The sequence below is a fragment of the Bacillus sp. EB V-12 genome (assembly GCF_056158125.1).
Genome location: NZ_JBUXJL010000002.1, coordinates 77246 through 95897 on the forward strand (window position 1 = coordinate 77246; position 18652 = coordinate 95897).

Annotated in this window: 24 protein-coding genes; 17 read left to right on the top strand and 7 right to left on the bottom strand. The window is 35.7% G+C overall.

Features of this window, described 5'->3' with window-relative positions; all coding sequences use genetic code 11:
- Window positions 1-84 precede the first annotated feature (84 nt).
- The 3 genes from ACZDYH_RS06940 (at window position 85) to ACZDYH_RS06950 (ending at window position 2781) form a co-directional block, all read left to right on the top strand.
- Window positions 85-819, top strand: a complete 735-nt coding sequence (locus ACZDYH_RS06940; protein WP_000388697.1) for a YwaF family protein — start codon at window positions 85-87, stop codon at window positions 817-819.
- Between the two features lie 89 nt (window positions 820-908).
- Entirely contained in the window at window positions 909-1775 is an 867-nt protein-coding gene (locus tag ACZDYH_RS06945; protein WP_000239670.1) for an ABC transporter permease subunit, read from the top strand.
- A gap of 1 nt (window position 1776) precedes the next feature.
- Entirely contained in the window at window positions 1777-2781 is a 1005-nt protein-coding gene (locus ACZDYH_RS06950; protein WP_474885990.1) for an ABC transporter permease, read from the top strand.
- A gap of 41 nt (window positions 2782-2822) precedes the next feature.
- On the opposite strand, the gene brnQ2 is transcribed toward ACZDYH_RS06950, so the two are convergent.
- The 4 genes from brnQ2 to ACZDYH_RS06970 all read right to left on the bottom strand — a co-directional run bounded on the left by brnQ2 (window position 2823) and on the right by ACZDYH_RS06970 (window position 5426).
- Entirely contained in the window at window positions 2823-4139 is a 1317-nt protein-coding gene (gene brnQ2, locus ACZDYH_RS06955) for a branched-chain amino acid transport system II carrier protein BrnQ2 (protein WP_001260934.1), read from the bottom strand.
- Between the two features lie 217 nt (window positions 4140-4356).
- Entirely contained in the window at window positions 4357-4926 is a 570-nt protein-coding gene (gene cotJC, locus ACZDYH_RS06960) for a spore coat protein CotJC (protein WP_000265278.1), read from the bottom strand.
- A 12-nt stretch (window positions 4927-4938) separates the two neighbouring features.
- Window positions 4939-5202: a spore coat protein CotJB gene (locus tag ACZDYH_RS06965; RefSeq protein WP_000194492.1), complete on the bottom strand. Its 264-nt coding sequence runs from the start codon at window positions 5200-5202 to the stop codon at window positions 4939-4941.
- 8 nt (window positions 5203-5210) lie between these two features.
- Window positions 5211-5426 (bottom strand): spore coat associated protein CotJA, encoded by a 216-nt coding sequence (locus ACZDYH_RS06970; protein ID WP_001046257.1) that lies wholly within the window; start codon window positions 5424-5426, stop codon window positions 5211-5213.
- Window positions 5427-5459: 33 nt separating this feature from the next.
- Between ACZDYH_RS06970 and ACZDYH_RS06975 the strand changes: the two genes are divergently transcribed.
- Window positions 5460-5888, top strand: coding sequence for a VOC family protein (locus tag ACZDYH_RS06975; RefSeq protein WP_165443285.1), 429 nt, complete (start codon window positions 5460-5462; stop codon window positions 5886-5888).
- 14 nt (window positions 5889-5902) lie between these two features.
- A complete protein-coding gene (locus tag ACZDYH_RS06980) occupies window positions 5903-6682 on the top strand; it encodes a DUF2935 domain-containing protein (protein WP_000440986.1) in 780 nt (259 codons plus the stop codon).
- A gap of 18 nt (window positions 6683-6700) precedes the next feature.
- Here the strand turns inward: ACZDYH_RS06980 and ku are convergent, their stop codons facing one another.
- Complete coding sequence (gene ku / locus ACZDYH_RS06985) at window positions 6701-7513, bottom strand: non-homologous end joining protein Ku (protein ID WP_000557737.1); 813 nt, start codon at window positions 7511-7513, stop codon at window positions 6701-6703.
- A gap of 351 nt (window positions 7514-7864) precedes the next feature.
- Here ku and ACZDYH_RS06990 point away from each other — a divergent pair, with 351 nt between their 5' ends.
- From ACZDYH_RS06990 to ACZDYH_RS07005, 4 genes are all read left to right on the top strand, one after another.
- Window positions 7865-8146, top strand: a complete 282-nt coding sequence (locus ACZDYH_RS06990; protein ID WP_000733844.1) for a YkvA family protein — start codon at window positions 7865-7867, stop codon at window positions 8144-8146.
- Window positions 8147-8163: 17 nt separating this feature from the next.
- On the top strand, window positions 8164-8769 hold the full coding sequence (locus ACZDYH_RS06995) for a DedA family protein (protein WP_000435017.1): 606 nt from the start codon (window positions 8164-8166) through the stop codon (window positions 8767-8769).
- Window positions 8770-8867: 98 nt separating this feature from the next.
- On the top strand, window positions 8868-9236 hold the full coding sequence (locus tag ACZDYH_RS07000) for a DUF3992 domain-containing protein (RefSeq protein WP_001277537.1): 369 nt from the start codon (window positions 8868-8870) through the stop codon (window positions 9234-9236).
- Between the two features lie 20 nt (window positions 9237-9256).
- Window positions 9257-9601, top strand: a complete 345-nt coding sequence (locus tag ACZDYH_RS07005) for a DUF3992 domain-containing protein (RefSeq protein WP_000525819.1) — start codon at window positions 9257-9259, stop codon at window positions 9599-9601.
- A gap of 56 nt (window positions 9602-9657) precedes the next feature.
- Here ACZDYH_RS07005 and ACZDYH_RS07010 read toward each other — a convergent pair whose 3' ends face one another.
- The gene (locus tag ACZDYH_RS07010) at window positions 9658-10041 is read right to left on the bottom strand and encodes an S-Ena type endospore appendage (RefSeq protein WP_434714555.1); all 384 of its coding nucleotides are present in this window, start codon (window positions 10039-10041) and stop codon (window positions 9658-9660) included.
- Between ACZDYH_RS07010 and ACZDYH_RS07015 the strand changes: the two genes are divergently transcribed.
- The 4 genes from ACZDYH_RS07015 to ACZDYH_RS07030 all read left to right on the top strand — a co-directional run bounded on the left by ACZDYH_RS07015 (window position 9926) and on the right by ACZDYH_RS07030 (window position 13361).
- A complete protein-coding gene (locus ACZDYH_RS07015) occupies window positions 9926-10174 on the top strand; it encodes a hypothetical protein (protein ID WP_002025365.1) in 249 nt (82 codons plus the stop codon). The genes ACZDYH_RS07010 and ACZDYH_RS07015 overlap by 116 nt on opposite strands.
- A gap of 261 nt (window positions 10175-10435) precedes the next feature.
- Complete coding sequence (locus tag ACZDYH_RS07020; RefSeq protein WP_434713546.1) at window positions 10436-12895, top strand: LamG-like jellyroll fold domain-containing protein; 2460 nt, start codon at window positions 10436-10438, stop codon at window positions 12893-12895.
- A 79-nt stretch (window positions 12896-12974) separates the two neighbouring features.
- Entirely contained in the window at window positions 12975-13178 is a 204-nt protein-coding gene (locus ACZDYH_RS07025; RefSeq protein ID WP_000435797.1) for a hypothetical protein, read from the top strand.
- 12 nt (window positions 13179-13190) lie between these two features.
- Complete coding sequence (locus tag ACZDYH_RS07030) at window positions 13191-13361, top strand: hypothetical protein (protein ID WP_001174839.1); 171 nt, start codon at window positions 13191-13193, stop codon at window positions 13359-13361.
- A 28-nt stretch (window positions 13362-13389) separates the two neighbouring features.
- Here the strand turns inward: ACZDYH_RS07030 and ACZDYH_RS07035 are convergent, their stop codons facing one another.
- On the bottom strand, window positions 13390-14850 hold the full coding sequence (locus ACZDYH_RS07035) for an amino acid permease (RefSeq protein WP_002040681.1): 1461 nt from the start codon (window positions 14848-14850) through the stop codon (window positions 13390-13392).
- Window positions 14851-14955: 105 nt separating this feature from the next.
- Between ACZDYH_RS07035 and ACZDYH_RS07040 the strand changes: the two genes are divergently transcribed.
- The 4 genes from ACZDYH_RS07040 to murQ all read left to right on the top strand — a co-directional run bounded on the left by ACZDYH_RS07040 (window position 14956) and on the right by murQ (window position 18631).
- Entirely contained in the window at window positions 14956-16179 is a 1224-nt protein-coding gene (locus ACZDYH_RS07040) for a cation:proton antiporter (RefSeq protein ID WP_474885997.1), read from the top strand.
- 124 nt (window positions 16180-16303) lie between these two features.
- A complete protein-coding gene (locus ACZDYH_RS07045; protein ID WP_048655899.1) occupies window positions 16304-16618 on the top strand; it encodes a hypothetical protein in 315 nt (104 codons plus the stop codon).
- Between the two features lie 29 nt (window positions 16619-16647).
- Entirely contained in the window at window positions 16648-17511 is an 864-nt protein-coding gene (locus ACZDYH_RS07050; protein ID WP_000648175.1) for a MurR/RpiR family transcriptional regulator, read from the top strand.
- 235 nt (window positions 17512-17746) lie between these two features.
- Entirely contained in the window at window positions 17747-18631 is an 885-nt protein-coding gene (murQ, locus tag ACZDYH_RS07055; RefSeq protein ID WP_000892350.1) for an N-acetylmuramic acid 6-phosphate etherase, read from the top strand.
- The last annotated feature ends 21 nt before the right edge of the window (window positions 18632-18652 follow it).

Consider the following 18652-nt stretch of genomic DNA (forward strand, 5'->3'; position numbering starts at 1 on the left):
AGAGGTTGTCCTAGTGTAAGCAAATGAATTGACTCGTCGTTTCTTTCTTACAATAATATTGTATGGAGGAAAGGAGGAAGGAAGATGGAAGCTTATTTTAGCGCACACCCATTAAAACCATTTATTCCATACTCAAGGCAACATGCCCTTATATTATTTATTATGTTGGTGGGGATATTTTTTCTGTATCAATACCAAGATGTATTACGTCAAAGTGAGTGGAATATAACGGTTCGATATGCAATTGCATTTTTATTTATAGGTAGTGAAATTGGGCTTCATATGTGGGAGTGGAAAGCGGGGATTTTTGAGCTAGCTACTTCATTACCGTTTGAATTATGTACGATTAGTTTATTATTAGCGTCGATTATGATCGTAACGAAAAGTTACCGCATATATGAGATTGTATTTTTCACGGGAATTATTGGTGCATCACAAGCTATTTTAACGCCAAACTTGCAGTATGCTTTTCCGCATTTTCGTTTCATTGAATATTTTATCGCGCATATATTGCTCATTTGGGCACCACTCTTTATGACTTGGGTGGAAGGCTATAGACCGACCTTGCAATCTATTAAGCGTACGATGATATTTTTAAACATATTGATTCCGCTTGTTTCGTTTGTGAATTATAAAACAGGCGGTAATTATATGTTTTTAGCTCATAAGCCAGAAACAGCTTCACTACTCGATATGTTAGGACCGCATCCTTACTATATTATTTCATTAGAACTCGCAGCACTTATTGGGTGTTTTATTTTGTATATGGCGTTTGCAAAAAGAGAAAGGCATGCGCATAAAGAATCACTAGGATCATAACCTAGTGATTTTTTATGTTTGAATATTTACAATTCAGAAAATTAAGAATAAAATTAGAGAGTAAAATATAAAGAGAGAGAAGGGAAAACGTGGTCAAAAAAGTTTTTCTGAATGGGATGGAAGTGACAATTCAATTTATTATTTCGATTTTGGGGATTATTATGTTAGGGGCTCTGCCGAAATTGTTCTATGGATTTAAGCTGGATGTATCAAAGTACATACAGAGTTTAAAAGAAGTGTTTGTGAACTTAATGGATATTTCCAATTTGCAATATGTAAAAGGTAAATTTTTATTTCCGCAGCTGTTCGTCCATTATAAAGAAACGATTATTATTTTTTTAGCTGCTTTTTTTATTTCATTATTTGTAGCATTTTGTATTGTTTATGTAATTATGAGTAGTTCACCGCGTATACAACATCGAATTAAATCATTTCTTATCTTCCTAGAATCTATTCCAGATATCCTTCTTATTTTAGTATCACAAATTTTAGTTATATGGTTTTTTAAACAAACAGGTTTTTTACCTTTTCAAATTGCTTCAATTGGAGGCGAGTCAATTAGAGGATTGCCGATACTTTGTTTGAGCATCCCGACTACGATTATGTTTGTAAAAATGGTCGTGCTTCGCTTTGAAAATGAACTAGAAAAAGATTATGTACTATTTGCTAAGGCGAAAGGGCTGGGGCGCTTTCATATTTTAAATCGTCATATTTTACGAAATGTGTTGCTTAGTACATTATTCTTTGCGAAAACGAATATCTTTTTTATGTTATCTAATTTATATATTATAGAATGGATTTTTAATACGGGTGGTATTTTTATGTTTTTGAAATCGTATTTTGGTATTAGAGTTGAGGTTTTCATCGTTAGTGTGCTTCTTATATATATTCCGATTTTTATTTTATTTAAATTATTTCATTATCTCATTCCGGCTGCGATGAAGGAGAGATTATAATATGTGGACGTATATAAAACGTGATAAAAGATTTTGGATAAGCATTGGGTTTCTTCTCCTATTAGTTCTTTTGAGCATCGGAAATACGTTATGGAATGATGGACATATTAGACAAGTTACATTGCAATATGATGCGGATGAAAATCCACAAGTGCCACCGTTTCCACCTTCATTACAATTTTTACTCGGGACAGACCGGAAAGGGTATGACCTGTTACATTTAGTCATTGAGGGCGCGAAGTGGACGATTGGTATATCTATTTTAATTGCGGCACTTAGAATGGTAATAGGTGTGTTTTTCGGTGTCGTACTCGGAACGTATATAAAAAGAGGATTTTCAAAAATTGAGGCTTTCTTTGATAGTTTTACAGTTATTCCGACAGTTATGATTGCGTATTTTTTTCTTCAATCTGCAAATGCATTTGGAAGCGGAGAGGAGACAACAACCTTTTTTGAAAGGGCTTCGTTTCAAGTTGTCTTACTTGTAATGCTTGTAATGCCAGTTATTGCACTGTATGTTGCGAAGGAAGTTCGTAAATTGCGAACGGAGGAATTTGTTGATGCCGCACGCATATTAGGTGGATCGAGAAGACATATTGTTATAAAGCATCTTTTCCCGCACCTTTATATGACGTTTATACTTGTATTTTTTCAGCAGTTTACGCAGACTCTTACTATTTTACTGCACTTAGGATTACTTGAAGTGTTCTTTGGTGGGACTGTAATGTTTGGTGGACCTATAAAAGAGTTGGAATCTTATACGCATGAATGGTCAGGTTTAATTGGAGTATACTTTAGGTCATTAACAGTGAATCCGTGGATCCCTCTCGTTCCGATTACATTTTTTGGACTTACTATTTTTTCAGGAAATATGATTGTAAAAAGTCTAGAAGAGGCGATGTTGAAAGTTCGATTAGGGGGAGAGATAAAGAAGGAAGTTGTAGAAGAGGAACAATCTGCTGTACAGTCAAAGGAAGAGTTGTTTACGTTTAAACATACGATGTGAAGAGAAAAAGAAGCAAGCATGGATTTCATGCTTGCTTCTTTTTACTTTGCAGAAACTTCACCTTCAGCTTCTGTTTGCGGAATAAAGTATCCGATTATACCACCAATTATTGCTGGAACGATCCAGCCGATTCCTAAGTTATAAAAAGGAATCGTGTGTACGATATTAGCGATAAAACTTGGTATCATTCCCACATTATCAAGTGCATGAATACAGCTAATAATGAATGCTGCGATCATTGCTCCGATGTAGACAGAAGGTTTACGTTTCGTATATTTATCGATAAATGATACGAAAATTAAAATGATTGTAATTGGGTACAAAATAATTAATACAGGTAGTGTGATTTTAATTAATAAGCTTAATCCTAAGTTTGAAATAACGAAACTAAAGATACAAACGTATAGTACGAGCTTTTTGTAAGAAACATTTGTTAATACTGTTGCGAAATAGTTGGCGAATGCACTTACAACACCAATTGCTGTTGTTAAACAAGCGAAGATAATGGCGATACTTAATAAAACATTACCGCTTGTCCCAAAGAATTGGTACATAACAGTTGCTAATAGTTGACCACCGTTCTCGAATTGTCCCAAGTTTCCGTTTGAAGCTCCGATATAACCGAGTAAGAAGTAAACAATTGTTAAGAATAGAGCAGCGATACTTCCGCAAATGATTGTATATTTCGCGATAGATTTCTTCTCTTGTATACCGTTTTGACGAATTGCATTTACAACAATTGTTGATAGTACGAGAGCGCCAATTGCATCTAACGTTAAAAATCCTTCAAGAAATCCTTTGAAAAACGGGATGTCTTTATAGTCACCGATAGGCTCTGCAAACGTTCCTGGTGAAAGAATCGCTTTTGTTGCCATAATTGCAATAATTACAAGTAAAATTGGCGTTAATATTTTACCGATATGATCTACTAGCTTGGATGGATTTAATGATAAGAAGTAAACGACTGTAAAGAAAATCGCACTAAAAACTAACATAGAATACCATTGATCTGGGAAAAGTGGTGCAATCCCAATTTCATAAGATACAGATCCAGTTCGTGGAATAACAAATAGTGGGCCGATTGAAAGATAAATAATGATAGCGAATACTGCTGCGAATTTTGGATGAACACGGCTCGCTAAAGTGTTAAAACTACCACCAGCAAGGGCAACAGCAACGATAGCAAGTAAAGATAAACCGACGTCTGTAATAATAAACCCTGTAATGGAAACCCACATATTTTCTCCGGAAGAAAGACCAAGAAGGGGCGGGAAAATCATATTACCAGCACCGAAGAAAACTGCGAATAGTAATAAACTAATCGAAAGTATTTGCGCTGGTTTCAAAGTTGTACGCATATAAAGAAAATCCTCCTAATGAGTATTTTTGTCGAAAATTCAAATAATTTGTCGAGTAACTGTTATTATTTTAAAGGTCTGATGACTAGAAAGCAATAGGGAATTTTGAAAAAATTAAAAAATAATGCATTAAATCGAATAAATATACTATTTGTATGTTTAATAGGGAAGATTTAACTTTTAACGCAAAAAAACACATATCGCTAGGATATGTGTATTAAAAATATATTTTTCTATCGCGTTCTTCTTTTAAAATTTCAACGGCTTCTCGGAAGCGTTGTGAATGGACAATTTCTCGTTCGCGTAAAAAGCGTAAGCTGTCATTTATGTCGGGATCGTCAGATTGGTTGATAAGCCATTGATATGTGGCACGCGCTTTTTCTTCAGCCGCAATATCTTCGTATAGGTCGGCAATTGGATCACCTTTAGCTTGTATATAGGTTGCAGTAAATGGAACACCAGCTGCGTTATGGTAATGAAGTGCGCTGTCATGATCGACGTAATGAGGGTCGAGACCAGCTGCCTTCATCTGTTCAGGAGTCGCATCTTTTGTCAGCTTATAAACCATCGTAGCAATCATTTCAAGATGCGCAAATTCTTCTGTACCAATATCGGTAAGGAGGCCAATGACTTTATCCGGGATTGTATAACGCTGATTTAAGTAACGTAGTGCAGCAGCTAATTCTCCATCTGCACCACCGTATTGCTCAATTAATAATTTTGCAAGTGCTGGATTACAAGTTCCTACTTTAACAGGGTATTGTAATTTTTTTTCATAAATCCACATAGTTTCTCTCCTTTATATTTGCCATGGCCAAGGACCTTTACTCCATTCCCAAGGGGCATTAGAATAACTGTTCCCAAACTGTTGGAGTGGTCCGTATTTTTCTTCCATCTTTTGTTTTAATACTCTTCGTTTATAGGAGAAATCATTAAATTGATTAATAGCAGCGGTGTCATCTGGATGTGTATCTAAATAAAGAGTTAGTTCAACTAGTACAAAGTCTAGTTCTTGAAGCTCCAGTAACAGCTGATAATATTCTTCTGGTAGCGATTGAGTCACGTCAGTAGTCACCGCCCTTTTTTATAAGGATTCTCATAATAGTCATAAAAAACTGGCCATAAAGTCCCTTTTTGTAGCGCTTCTTTTGGTGTGAATTGTGGTAAGTTTGGCGGTTGAAAACCTAAAAATAAATTAGGAGGAGTAGAATAATATTTCTTTCCAATAGGAGGACAAGGATCGAGAGGACTATGATAGGGCACGAATGATCGCATATATTTATTCATGGATAAACCTCCTTAAATGTTCATTACTACGTATTGTATTCAGACATAATAGGCCTTTATGACACATATAAAAAAGTAATAGGTACGGGGGGAATGAATGTGGAGAATGTGAAACAATTCATTGTATTGGAAGTGAAAAACTTAAAGGAAACTTTGTATTTTTATGAAGGGATTTTAGGAATCAAGCCTAGTTTAGAAAGACCCCAATTAGATGTAACAGGGGTTTGGTATGATGCTGATTCAATGAGAGTTAGTTTTGTAATGAATCGTAGTTTGGGTGGGCGTGAGAAGAGTATTACGGATTCGATTGATGTACTAATGTTTTCAATTTCTAACATAGAGAACTTAAAGAAGAGGTTAGTGTTTTATAAAATTGCATATACAGAAAACAAAAGTGAGAAGAGTATTGTAGTACAAGACCCAGATGGATATAAAATTCAAGTGATAGAGAAGGACGAATAAACGGAGGGGATTTAGTGGAGAGGAATTATGAAGAAAGTGCATTGTTTGAGCATCAATTTTGGCTAAAGGTGCTTACTGATCATTCGCAATTTTTACTTGATGCATTAGCTCCAAAGGAAAAAGAGGATATAAAAAAGGCCACTTATTTTGTTGAAACATTTACGAATCTGTTAAATAAAGTTCGTAATGTGAATCTCATTGCGTTTTCAAAAGAGGCAGAACGAGCAGCAAAGGAAATACGAACGTTTAAATTAAGTATTATACAGAAACAACTCGAGGGAAAAATCACTATTCATTTTACACCAACTTTCATCAATCATATGGTAAACGAAGTAGAAGAGTATATAACAGTGTTAGAATTTTTAAAGAAAGGAGAAGTTCCGCCTGTTTTTCATGAATTACATTATCATCTCGTTTGGTTAACGGATGCGGCTGGCCATGCAGGGTCTATTTCTGGTGGATTAGATCTTGTTGAAAAAAGATTAAAAGAGAAAAGCGAAGAATTTACGAAGCACTTTGAACAATTTTACTTAAAGGCAGTTGAAATGACGGGGTATTTACGGACAGAGCTTCATCATTTTCCTGCATTAAAGAAGTTTACAAAAGATGTTTCACTTGAGTTAAACTTATTTTCGCATTTTCTCCATGAGGTTGAAGAGCTGGAGTTATCGAATGAAATATTAAGTGCATTATCTGCTAGAATGGCGGATCATATGGCAAGAGAAGAATGTTATTACTTATTAAAATTAGCACAATCGTCTGGACTTGAGATGCCAAAATGTAATCCGCTTTAAAGAAAAAAGAGGTCAATTTTATTTGGCCTCTTTTTCTGCTTTATTTTCTCTTTTTATTTTTGCTTGTTCAATACTTGCCTGTAATGTCTCCATAATATTGATGATGTTTGGAGTTGGAGAGATTGTTTCGGTTTTTTCCTGTTGTTCAATTTTGTTTTCGATTAGTTCGGTAAGGGCTTCTTTATACTCATCTGTATACATCTCTTGTTCAAAAGGATTTGTAAGATGGTGGATTAAATTGATTGCTGCTGTGAGTTCTTGTTTTTGAATCGGATAATTTTCGTTACTTGGTAAGTTAGGTGTATTTGTTATATCGCGAATTTCATTAGGGTAGTGAATAGTTTGTAATATAAGCCCATCTTCAAAGTTACGGATAATAGCTAAATGTTGTTTTTTTCTAATGGAAATATGGATAAGACCAAGTTTATTCGTACGTTCAAGTGCTTCTTTTAATAATAAATATGATTTTTCATGTCCTGAGGTAGGGCCTATAAAATAAGAACGATCGTAGAGAACAGAATCAATTTCGTTATTTTGGATAAAAGATATAATACGAATAGATCTTGGTTCGTGAGCTTTTTGCAACTCAGCTAATTCTTTTTCATCCATAATAATGTACTTATGAGGTGCGTATTCATAGGCTTTTACAATATCTTTATCATCAATTTCTTCATCCGTACAATCAGGAGCAAATTTTTTATATTTAATAGGTGTTAAGCATTCTTTATGAAGACTTAAAAATTTTATATCGTTTTCTTCTACAGCACTGTATAGTTTGATTCCTATATTTAATAGTCCAAGTGAAAGGGCACCTTTCCATACGGTATGCAAATGAAGCCTCTCCTTTCATTCAAAAATGATTATGTATATTATGAGATAGTAAGAAATTTCCTATACGTTTTTTGTTTTTACGGAATGTTAAGCAGGAGGATGTGGGATATAAAATATATTGACAAGCCCTCCAAAATATTTTAATGTGATTGTATAAAATTGTGTATATAAAGGGGAGTAACTTATTACAGTAAAGTCGTCATTACAGGGAGAAACCCTCGGCTTTATTGGCAACGTTTCGTTGTTAGTGAGACCTTTACCAGCAATGGTAAAGGCCCCTTATTGTCTTTTTTAGGACCCTTACCATGTTTGGTAGGGGCCTTTTTGTATACAAAGAGAGGAGATATAAAAATGAAAAAACTTATTAGTAGATTAAGAGTTGTATTTCATGTTCGCCGATTTGTTCCATTCCTATTTGACTTTTTCACTTCAAAAGAGGTTTCAATAAAGAAGAAAATTTTATCTATTGCGTTTTTAGTTGGTTATGTTGCGATGCCGCTCGATTTAATTCCAGACTTCTTACCGTTTATCGGTATTTTAGATGATATTGGAATTGTATTATTTATTTTGAACCGAATTGTAAAAATGGCGCCAGTTCAATTACAAGAAAAGCATAACGTAAACGTAGGATAGGAGTTGGGGTAGAAAATATGGAGCAAATTATTTTAGATATAATCGAGTTTTTAAAGCAATTTTCTTATTTTGGAGTTGTGTTAGCATTAACGTTTGAATTTATTCCAGCAGAAGTAGTTTTGCCTATGGTGGGGTATTGGGTGTACGAGGGAGATATGAATTTTTGGCTTGCTGTATTAGCCGGAACCCTCGGCGGAACGACAGGACCTTTAACGTTATATGCACTCGGTTATTACGGTGGTCGTCCTCTATTAATAAAATACGGGAAATACTTCTTCATTAAAGAAGAACAAATTCAAAAAGCAGATGATTTCTTTGAGAAATATGGACCGGTTGTAGCATTTGTTGGACGCTTTGTGCCAGGAGTTCGAACGCTTATTTCTGTTCCATGTGGTATGGCGAAAATGAACATATGGAAATTTAGCATATATACATTTGTAGCAATGTTCCCGTTAACGACTTTGTATGTTTATTTTGGAATGAAATTAGGTCCACATTGGGAAAAAGCAGCGGATGTTGTTGGGCAATATATGTTACCGATATTAGGAGGCGTTATTCTTATCGTTGCTAGTATCTTTGTCTATAAATATATGAAAAAAAGAAACAAAACAGAATCTATCTAGTCACATGAATATTTTTTGAAAATAGATGAATAGTACAGGCAAAAGACTCTGGGGGACATACACATATAGGGAATATAAAAGAGAGAGGGGAAACAACTATGTCTTGTGAGTGCTCAGGGTCAGCATTAACTTGTTGTCCAGATAAAAATTATGTGCAAGATAAAGTGTGTAGTCCGTGGTCTGCTACTGTAGTTGCAACAGCAATTGATAATGTTCTCTATACAAATAATATTAACCAAAACGTAATTGGTACTGGTTTTGTTAAATATGATGTTGGACCAGGCCCAATTACTGTAGAGGTACTTGATTCTGCTGGGGGTACAATTGATACACAAACATTAAACCCAGGAACGAGTATTGCTTTTACGTATCGCCGCTTTGATAGTATACAAGTTGTGTTACCTGCAACACCTGCTGGAACGTATCAGGGAGAATTTTGTATTACAACACGTTATCCACTTTCATAGCAGAATAGGAGAGGATCGAAATGGGAATGAGAAGTTCCAGTTTGTCTTGTTGTTCTAATAAAACACTTGTGCAAGACCAAGTATGTACAGACTGGTCTATTACAGGTGCTGGTACTCAAATTGTATATACAAATAATATCACGCAAGAAGTATATGGTTCAGGTTACGTGAAGTATGATGTAGGTGCCAACCCGATTACAGTTGATTTTTTAGTAGGTGCAACAGTGGTTGATACAATTACTGTACAACCACAAAGTAGTGGTACTTTCACTGTCCGATATTTTACTACTGTCCGAATTACTACGACAGGAACGACTGTTAATCAAGGAGAGTTTTGTATTACAGTACGTTATCCAATCTCATAAAAAGCATACCGTGAACGGTATGCTTTTTATATTAAGGAAATAATGAAATTGGTATTCTATAAGCAACATGTAAATTCGCAACAGTACTTGCCTTCTAAATATAGTGAAGGATTACTTGTTATATTGATAATATTGATCGACTGTAGGTCTTTTCCTGTGTACGATATTGTATTACCAGGAAACACAGTGAAAATATTGGTTACTGTTCCAACGATTTGAATTGTAATTGCTTCGTTGCTGCTAGTACTATTGTAAACCGAGACAGTACCTGATATAAGTAGTATCCCATCACTTTGCCATAGTATCATTGATTGTGATGCATCTTTGGCAGAGGAGATGGTGTTATTAGTTATGAGGAAATTCCCTGCAAATTCATTTGTTACTCGCTCGCAATTTGGATTTGGAGGAGGGGGCGGTGGACAAGGGTCTGGACAAATAATAGATAAAGGAGCGAAACAGCCGATATTTTTTTTATTCTTCAATACAACCCCTCCTTTTAAGTTGTCTTTTATTACTATTAAATGTAAAAGCATGGCCGATGTGTTAAAAAAAGAAGGAAATATTAAAAATTAAGATTGTCTAATAGGCTTAAACCTTAACTTATCATTAGTGTTATAGAAAAGATTATATGTGAATAGTCATAGGAAAAGAATGATCAGACTCTTTTAGACAAAAGGTGGTTGTATACAATAGTACGAGTAATGTTGAACTTAATTTCTAATTAACTGTATATTTACAAAAATCTAATAAAGTTCATTTGTTATTTAAACGACATTAACATGTATTAGATAAAATAGCCCTTGTAATGAATCAATTATTATGAGGAGGATTCACGTGGACAGAAATGCTTTAAGAAAAGTAAAAGGCCTTATTGGATTATTAATGTTTTTTGTATTAGCATTCGTATCATTTCCATGGAGTACATCAGTCAAGGCGGAAGAGAAAAAGCAAGAAAAGGCATCAAGTGAGAAGAAGATAGTTTTTCCAGTTGTAAGTGATGTGCATATTAAAAACAGTGGAACAGATGATACGTTTCGCTGGAAAAGAGCGATTGAACAGTTTAATACACTAGCACCAAAGCAAGATGCATTTGTTATTGTAGGTGATTTCACAGATACAGGATCAGTGCAGCAATATGATCGTTTCATGCAAGTGTATAATGAAAATGCAAATAAAGATGCCGTGAGAATGAATTCTCTTGGTAACCATGATTATTGGAACGGTTTATCTGTAGAGGGCGCACAGAAGCGTTTCTTAGAAAAAACAGGTATGGAATCAATTTATTATCATAAAGTGGTAAAAGGTTATCACTTCCTTGTTATGTCTCCAGAGAATGGAACAACTCATGGCTATTATTCGGACAAGCAAATTAATTGGTTAAAAGAAGAAATGGCAAAAGCGCAAAAAGATGATCCAGAAAAACCGATTTTTGTATTTTTACATCAACACATTAAAGAGACAGTATACGGTAGTCATGAATGGGGAACACAAGATAGCGCAAAAATTAATGCAGTATTAAAAGAATACCCACAAGTTATTACGTTTTCAGGCCATTCACATTATCCATTAGATGATCCGAGATCGATACATCAAAAAGACTTTACATCAGTTGGTACATCTTCAGTAAGTTATATGGAAGTTGAAGGTGGTAAAGTACAAGGGAATATCCCGCCAGGAGCTAGTACGTTAAGCCAAGGTTTATTAGTAGAAGTAGATGATAAAGAAGTAACGATTAATCGTCGCGATTTCCATACGAATTCTTGGACAGGCGAGCCTTGGAAAATTAAATTACCAGCAAAGAAAGAAACATTTACACATGTAGAAGATCGTGATAAAGAAAAGCCTTACTTTGCTAAGGATGCAAAGCTTGCTGTATCAAATGTAACAGAAAATGCGGCAACAGTAACATTCCCACAAGCATTGGACAACCTCCTTGTTCACTCTTACCGTGTGCAAGCTAGAGATAAGCAAACGGGTGAAATAAAAAATAAATTGTTAGCATTCTCAGAGTTTTATCGTGATCCAGTGCCGAAAGATCTTACGTTTACGCTTGCGGGGTTAGATGGCGGGAAAACATATACACTTGAAGTAGTTGCGATTGATTCATTTGGCAATGAAACCGCGCAGCCGTTAACGGCAGAAATTACTACGAAAAAAGATGATATTGATCCGAATGTAAAAGTGCCAAAGGCTGATGTTTTTGATGTGAATTTTGCAGATGGTACATTTAAAGACAATTCACCATTTGGAACAAAAGGTGATGTGAAGGGCAATGTGACTATTGAATATGATAAAGCATTGAAAAAGAATGTTATGAAGTTAAACGGACAATCTAATACATTTGGATACCTTCCATTTTCTGCAGCACAAAAAGAGAAAGTAGCAAATACATTTACATTAGAAACGGTATTTTCAATGAATCAAATCCGTGGACAAGGTATTTTGCAAAATACAGAGAGCGGTGGAATTGGATTTGAGTCTACAGGAAGCGGCTATGTTGAATTATGGGCTCACATTGGCGGCAGTTATAAACGTGTTGGAGTTCAATTAGAAGCAAACAAAACATATCACTTAACAGGAACGTATAACGGAAGTGAAGTAGCTATTTATGTCGATGGTAAAAAAGTAAATAGCCAACCAGCTACAGGAAAAGTGTATCATCCAAATGTACCATTTGCACTTGGAGCGGATCCTGATAGCAATGGAAATGGTGGCATTCCGTTAAATGGACAAATCGCGCTTGCGAAATTATATAGTAAAGCGTTAAGTTCTTCAGAAGTATTAGCAGCGTACAATGAGTTTTCTAACCGTACGAAATTAGAGCAAGTGAACGCGTTATATGAAGAGCTTGGAAAAGGGAAAGAAGTGTTAGCTGGTACGTATGAGTTTGGTGATAAGCCAGGTCAATATTCAAAGGAAGCATTTCAAGAACTAGAGAAAAGCTATAATAATGCAAAACAAGTGTTTGAAAATATAGGGAGTACGGGAGAGCAAATCGTTCAAACATATAACGAATTAAAAACAGCTAATGTAACATTTGTACAATCTAAAGTAGTAGAACAACCGAAAACACCGAAAGAAAAATTACAAATCAATATTGAATCTGCAAAAGTAGTAGTGAAAAAAGCGCAAGATGCAAATGTAACGGACGGTTCAGTGAAAGCACTGAGTCAAAAAATTACAGTGGCCGAAGCTGTAGTGAAAGATGTAAAAGTAAAAGATGCACAGGTAGAAACGATGAATCGTACATTAGAGTATACGATTTCACTTGTTGAAAAAAGCATAAACAAATAAGAGAGAAGAAAAGAAGCTTATCATGATAGGCTTCTTTTTTGTTATACTAAAAGTAGTATAGAATGAAGGAGCGAATAATTTGGAACAGAAAAAGCTAAAAAGAATTCTTGAATATGTATGGATCGCGGTTGTGCTCCTTGTAGGATATTATTTCTTAAAAGAAAAAAGTATTTGGGTTTTATTTTTAATGACGTTTTTATTAGCGGGTTTAGGCACGTTATTTATTAATTTCTTCTTTGATAGTTTAAATGCCTGGAAGAATAAAAAGAAGGGAACGAAGTAAAGGAGGGAATATATGCAAAAGTGGAAGCTCATATATCAGGTGATTATTTTCCTATTGCTTGTAGGTATTGGAATTGTGAAATACGCAACGCCAATAGGAAATTGGGCATGGTTTACAGCTTGCATCGGCATATTTTTCATTTTACAATCGTTGACGAAAAAATATAATAGTACAGAAAGATAGCTCGCCGCTAAAACGGCGAGCTATTTTGTTATGCTTTTTTCTTTTCATCATTCGTTTTTTCAATAGCTAAATGACTATGTTTCCTAGAGTAGAAGAAATAGAAGCATAAGCCGACTATAAGCCAAACTGCAAAGCTAATCCATGTTGTTTTAGACAAATTGATCATTAAATATAAGCAGCAAAGAATCGCGACAACTGGTAATACAGGTACGAAAGGTGTACGGAATCCACGTTTTAAATCAGGGTGTGTTTTTCGTAAAATAAGTACTGCGCAGCAAACGAATGTAAAGGCTGTTAACGTACCGATGTTTACTAAATTCGCTAGCAAATGTAAGTCTAAAAGGCCTGCTAATAAAGCAGCAACAACGCCAGTAATCCACGTATTTAATAAAGGGATTTTTACTTTTTTATTTACACGTGCTAACGCTTTTGGAAGTAAACCGTCACGGCTCATCGCATACGAAACGCGAACTTGTCCATACATAACGACTAAGAGAACGGTTGTCATTCCAGTCATCGCTCCAACAGCGAGTAGTCCTGCAATTGTATCCTCACCAACGAAATGCAATGCAAATGCAACTGGATCAGAAACGTCTAATTGCGTATAAGGAACCATACCTGTTAAAACGAAAGATACGATCATATATAAAACAGTACAAATAAGAAGAGAACCGATAATACCAATTGGTAAGTCACGCTGCGGTTTTTTCGTTTCTTCTGCAGCTGTTGCGATTGCATCAAATCCTAAGAAGGCGAAGAACACAGTGGCAGCCCCAGTAATAATACCGTCGTATCCGAATGGGATGAACGGTGTCCAGTTTTCAGGTTTTACATATTTTGCACCTGCTACGATAAAAGCGATAATAACGGCTAACTTAATAAGAACCATAATATTATTAATGCGTGCGCTTTCGCGTATACCAAAACTTAAAAGGCCCGTAATAAGAAGTAAAATACAGACAGCAGGTAAATCGATGAGACCACCTTTTCCTACGCCGGGGGCCGAGGCGATTATGGCGGGCAGGTGTATATTGAACCCTTGTAGTAATGATTGCAAATAACCAGACCAACCGACAGCTACTGCTGCAACGGCAAGTAAATATTCGAGCATTAAACACCATCCGACGATGAAGGCGACGACTTCTCCGACTGTCATGTATGCGTAAGTATACACACTTCCTGAGACAGGAATAGAAGAAGCAAATTCAGCGTAACAAAAGGCTACACAAGCACAAGTAAATGCAGCAATAAGGAATGATAGCATAATACCAGGACCAGAATGTTTTGCTGCAACAATACCTGTTAATACAAAGATCCCTGTCCCAATTACGGCGCCGATTCCTAAAAATGTTAAATCGAGTGCAGTTAATGTTCTAGCTAGCTGCTTTGGTGATTCAGTACTAAGCGCTTTTTTTCGTAATAATGACTTCACTTTGGACTCTCCCCCCGTTTTTTCATTTCCATAACTGCGACTATAGTATGAGTCCATTAAAAAAGAGTAAGTAAGGAAGTGGAGGTGCAGTTATGGTATGTAGTTTTTTAAAATTGCTGGATTAATCTTAATATAATTCAGAATATTTTGTCAAATAAAAATATGACAAATAAAATGCGGATCAATAGGGGAAACTACTTGCAGAAATGGACGGGGGTTAACGACCCACTGATTAAAGTTAAAGTAGGAGCAGATGCTATGTTATTTTATTTTGAACTTGTCGTCATTTTACTTTGTACGAAATTAGCTGGTGACATTAGTGTAAGACTTGGTCAGCCTTCTGTACTTGGTAAGTTAATTGTCGGTATTATTATCGGTCCGGCTGTACTTGGTATTATTAATAGTTCTGAACTGATTGATGAATTGAGTGAGATTGGTGTTTTGTTACTTATGTTTATGGCGGGACTTGAAACAGATTTAGAAGAGTTAAATCGGAATTTGAAATCGTCGTTTGCAGTAGCGGCCGGTGGAATTATTTTTCCTTTCATCGGTGGTTATGTAACAGGATTGCTGTTTGGATTAATACAATCCCATGCCATTTTTTTAGGGTTATTACTTTGCGCAACATCGGTTAGTATTACGGTGCAGACGCTACGTGATCTAGGAAAAATGAATACGAGAGAAAGTACAACAATTTTAGGTGCTGCCGTATTTGATGATGTCATTGTCGTTATTTTATTAGCATTTGTAATGAGTTTTTTAGGAACACAAGATGTGAATATAACACTTGTCATTGTAAAGAAAATTATTTTCTTTGTAAGTATTGTTTTTATTGCTTGGAAAGTCGTTCCTTGGATTATGAAAATGCTTGTCCCGCTTCGTGTAACAGAAGCGTTAATTAGCGCGGCTCTTATTATTTGTTTCTCTTTTTCTTATTACAGTGCAATGATGGGAATTGCAGGCATTATTGGAGCATTTGCAGCAGGAATTGCTATTTCTCAAACAGAGTATAAGCATGAAGTGGAACATAAAATTGAACCGATTGCTTATGCAATATTTGTTCCAGTATTCTTCGTAAGTATCGGAATGGAAATTACATTTCAAGGCATTGGAAGTCAGCTTTGGTTCATTATTATTATGACTCTCGTTGCGATTTTCACAAAGTTAATCGGATCCGGCTTAGGCGCAAGACTGACAGGATTTAATCGCCAATCTTCTATTAGTATTGGCGCGGGGATGGTATCACGTGGTGAAGTAGCGCTTATCATCGCAGCAAATGGACTTACGGCGAATTTATTAGCGAAAGAAAATTTCACAGCGATTGTTATTGTTGTTATATTGACGACGATTATTACACCGCCACTTTTGAAGAAATATTTTGTATAGACAGGAAGGGCTTATCTGATGTAGGTAAGCTCTTTTTTTATTCTCAAAAGCAATGATCATATAGCATGAAGGGTTTGTAATTATGGTAAAATCTATGTATGTGATATGACAAGGAGAGGGAAGTGTGAAGATTACGAAGGAGAAGGTTATCGGTGTAATCGTACTTATTGCAGTATGTATACCATTTACTGCATGGAAAGAATCAAAAGTGAAAGATTTTCCGGTTTCTATTTTTTCGGAAGAAGCAGATGGTGAGTACGGTCAGAAGCTGAAATATACTGCTTTTTTACCTGATGTTGCGATTTGGATGAACGGTTGGGAAAAGAAGTGGACAGAGGGGGAAAGAACTGTTTATCAAAAAGGGAATCGCATTGTAAATGTGTTTCATCCTCCTAGCGATGATGGTTATTACCTTCTTGAAGCAAGAGAAAATAAGTGAACGCAACCGTAAGAAGTGGAGGTTAAATAGTGAAAGCTTCAACATTACTATTTAAAATTGAAAGTAATATGGATCAATTTTCACCAGCTGAGAAGAAGGTTGCCATGTACATAATGGAGAATGCAGAGATTGTACCGAATTTAACGACGAAAGAAGTGTCAACGAATGCAGGAGCAAGTGAAGCGAGTGTCGTTCGCTTTTGTAAATCGATTGGAATCGGAAGTTTTAAAGCATTTAAGATAGCACTCGTTCGTGAATTAACGATTGCTGATTATAATATTAACGATTTTTCAGTGATGAATACAGAAGATGGACCGTATGATTTATTTAATAAAGTTACTTATGTGAATAAAGCTGCAATTGAGGCGAGTGTTACTGCAATAGATAAGAGGGAACTTGAGAAAGCAGCGGATCGTATTGTCAATGCGGGCAAAATTATATTTTACGGAGTAGGCGGATCAGCTACGCCAGCAATGGACGGGGCTTATAAATTTACGCGGCTTGGATTTACGGCAATGATGCTATCTGATTTTCATATGATGTTGCCACTTGTGACGAATTTAAAAGAAGGCGATATATTTGTTGCGATTTCAACATCTGGTCGAACGAGAGATGTGCTTGAAATGGCGCAGTATGCAAAGAGACAAGGTGCAACTGTTATTGGAATTACGAAGCTAGATCAATCATCCCCCCTATATAAAGAAGCGGACATTCGTCTTTGTATGCCAGATGTAGAACAAGATCATCGTATTGCAAGTATTGCGTCGAGAATGACGCAACTGAATATGATTGATGCTTTATATGTGATTACTTTCAACCGAATTGGTAATAAAGTATTGGATCAATTTATGGAGACGCGAGAAGAAGCGTTGCGGTTACGGAAGTTAAAGTAGAAGAAAAGATGAGGAGACTCATCTTTTTTTTATCCCGTAAAAGCCCGAGTGGTGCGGGCTAATAATCAGTGGGGATGAACAAAACCCCCACTGATTAAAGTTTCACTTTATTATCTTTGACAAAAATATGTCATGTCGTGAAATTTTATTTCATAAAATAAGAAAGGGTTATTGATTTTTAATTTCTTAAAGTTATAATAAAAGTGTGAAATATAATTTCAAAGAGGGTGGAAATATGTTAGAAAATTTATCGACAGAACATCGTAATGAGAAAACAATGAATCTGGATGAAATGAGCATAAAAGAAGTATTGCAAAGTATGAATGAAGAAGATCGAACTGTTGCGTTAGCAGTTGAAAAAGAGATAGAACAAATTGAAAAGGTTGTACAGACTGTTATTAAATCTTTTGAAGAAGAGGGACGCTTAATTTACATTGGTGCTGGTACGAGTGGTCGTTTAGGTATCCTAGATGCAGTGGAGTGTCCGCCGACATTTGGCACGGATGATAAAATGGTGCAAGGATTTATAGCAGGTGGATTGAAAGCGTTTACTAAGGCGGTGGAAGGTGCCGAAGATCGCGAAGAGTTAGCAGAAGAAGATTTAAAAAGTATTGGATTAAATGAGAAAGATACAGTGATTGGAATTGCTGCCAGTGGCAGAACTCCTTACGTAATTGGCGGCTTGAAATACGCACAGAGCGTAGGAGCGAGTACAGCGAGTATTTCTTGTAATAAAAATGCTGAAATAAGTAAATATGCAAATTTAAATGTGGAAGTAGAAACAGGTGCAGAAATATTAACAGGATCAACGCGTTTAAAAGCTGGTACAGCACAAAAATTAGTGCTGAATATGATTTCAACAGCTTCGATGATTGGTGTAGGAAAAGTATATAAAAACTTAATGGTAGATGTTCAATCCACAAATGAAAAGTTAGTAGAACGGTCAAAACGAATTATTGTGGAAGCAACAGGCGCTAGTTATGAAGTAGCGGCAGAGTATTATGAAAAGGCAGAACGTAACGTAAAAGCTGCCATTGTTATGGTGTTGTTGCAGTGTGAGTATGGGGAAGCACTGGAGAAACTAAAATACGCAAAAGGGTTTGTGAAGAAAGCACTATAAAGTAATAGGGAGGGGGATTCT